1 protein-coding gene and 1 pseudogene are annotated in these 1877 nt (G+C 31.5%); one reads left to right on the top strand and one right to left on the bottom strand.

Features of this window, described 5'->3' with window-relative positions; genetic code table 11:
* A pseudogene (locus CJF42_RS25830) lies at positions 1–453 on the top strand (IS982 family transposase); the annotation flags it as partial.
* An 80-nt stretch (positions 454–533) separates the two neighbouring features.
* Here the strand turns inward: CJF42_RS25830 and CJF42_RS25825 are convergent.
* Positions 534–1679, bottom strand: coding sequence for a DUF3103 family protein (locus CJF42_RS25825; RefSeq protein WP_095369351.1), 1146 nt, complete (start codon positions 1677–1679; stop codon positions 534–536).
* Positions 1680–1877 lie beyond the last annotated feature (198 nt).

Raw genomic sequence — 1877 nt, 5'->3', positions numbered from 1 at the left:
TAATTTGGATTATTGGTTTATACCATTTGATAGTGAATCATCTCGGAGAAATTGTAGCGGCGAAAATTACGCCTGCAAATGTACATGATACGCAACCTGTTGAAAATATGGCTTCTGGTTTACCAGATAAGCTCTATGCGGATAAGGGCTACATAAGCAAAGCATTAGAAAGTAAATTGCTAGAAAAAGAGTCACTTTAGTCACAAATGTCCGTAAAAACATGAAAGCAAAAATCTTATCAATTTGGGATAGAGCTATGTTATCTCGACAATTTATTATTGAGACAATAAATGACCAATTGAAAAACATATCTAAATTGAACATTCAAGACATAGAAGCATTAAACCATTAATGCTAAATGTTATTGGTGGGCTTGTGGCTTATTCTCTGAAAGAAAACAAGCCAAAATTGAATATTACAGATGTTGAGATGAATCAAATGACCGTAGCTTAAACCGATCTCAGGTTAATTGATATTTTTTTGGTAATTGAAAAAAAGCCTATTTATTTAGAAATAGGCTTGGTGATTACGTGCTATCTTGGATCTATCATTAGCGGCTCTATAGTAACTTTTGCATTACCACTTGCACCATACTGGTTTGAATAATACTTATTTTCAAACAAGGTGTAAAAAACATCGACATAGTCGTCATCATTTGTAAACCAACTATCTGGCATCGCTTTTAATAACTCATTAGTCAATTTCGGGATGATTGCATAACCTTGTACTTCTGGATCTGGAATTGATTTCATTACTTGCTCTACAATTTCTAAAAATTTAGAAGCAAGCGTTTTATAGTTAGTATTATCATCTTGTTCCATCAAAATCATATCAGCTGCCTGCCAACGGTATCTCTCCCAATGGATAATGATTTGATTCGGATGATAGTCTTTGTTGTCGGTATCTAAATAAGGCATATCTAATATATCTAGGATTGGCTCATCTCGTGATGGATTTACGCCTGTTACTATGGCATAAATTTCAGCATCTCCAGAAATCCATGGTTCTTCATCATCATTTAGTCTTATTTTTTTTAATACGCTGGTTGAAATTGGCTGTTCTTCATTACGTGCTATAGTGTTGGTTTGATTTTTAGACTGTGTATTATTTTTAGAAAATATACTTTTCATTACAGACATACCAGCTGTAAATGTTTTTTTACTATCAAGTTCAATGATAAAAGTTGGATTTGATGGTAAATTAACAACATCCAGATAGTGCACATTGCCATGCGTATCAAACGCTTCGATTGATTGCCAATATTTATCATTACCTGCAGGTTCAAAAGCAAATAATGGCATCTGTCCTTGATGCAATTTGTCAATCATAGTTTTATCAGCCAATCTTAATTGTATCAAATTAGCATTGTCATAATTCAATCCCTTTAAATCGGTGATCATATTGTTGTATTTAGACAACGCGACTTTGTCTGCTAAATTTGATGTGCCTAACTTGTCACTGCTAACTAATAAATTACTGTTAGTAATATTTGCTGTTAATAACTTTGCAGTTGAATAATTATTTGCAATGTCTTTAGCGATTTGACGCTTAATGTTGGTTACCGATACTTTTGTATCTGGTAGTGCGATTGTTTCATTTAAATCTAACTGAGCGGCATTGATATTCGCCCCAAGCATGATTGTAAAAGAAAGAAATATATTTTTTGTCATTGTTTTCATATTAGCTCCTATTTATTGTTCTCCTAAAGTAGATGATAAATAGAGTATTTATTCAATTATTTTAACATTGGTTTTATTTTAAACAATATTTTATAAAATATTGCTTTATTATGTTATTGATAATAAAGCTATAAAATAATAAATTGTCAATTATAACAATGAAAAGACAATAAATTTGGTAACTTCTCAAAAAGCAGT

This window comes from Pseudoalteromonas sp. NBT06-2, assembly GCF_002276045.1.
Lineage (GTDB): Bacteria > Pseudomonadota > Gammaproteobacteria > Enterobacterales > Alteromonadaceae > Pseudoalteromonas.
The sequence above is the reverse complement of the archived record's forward strand: the minus strand, read 5'-3'. Positions and strand labels throughout refer to the sequence as shown.

Coding starts and splice junctions, on each gene's coding strand:
- CJF42_RS25825 (WP_095369351.1), bottom strand. CDS start 1,679: ATGAAAACAATGACAAAAAATATATTTCTTTCTTTTACAATCATGCTT.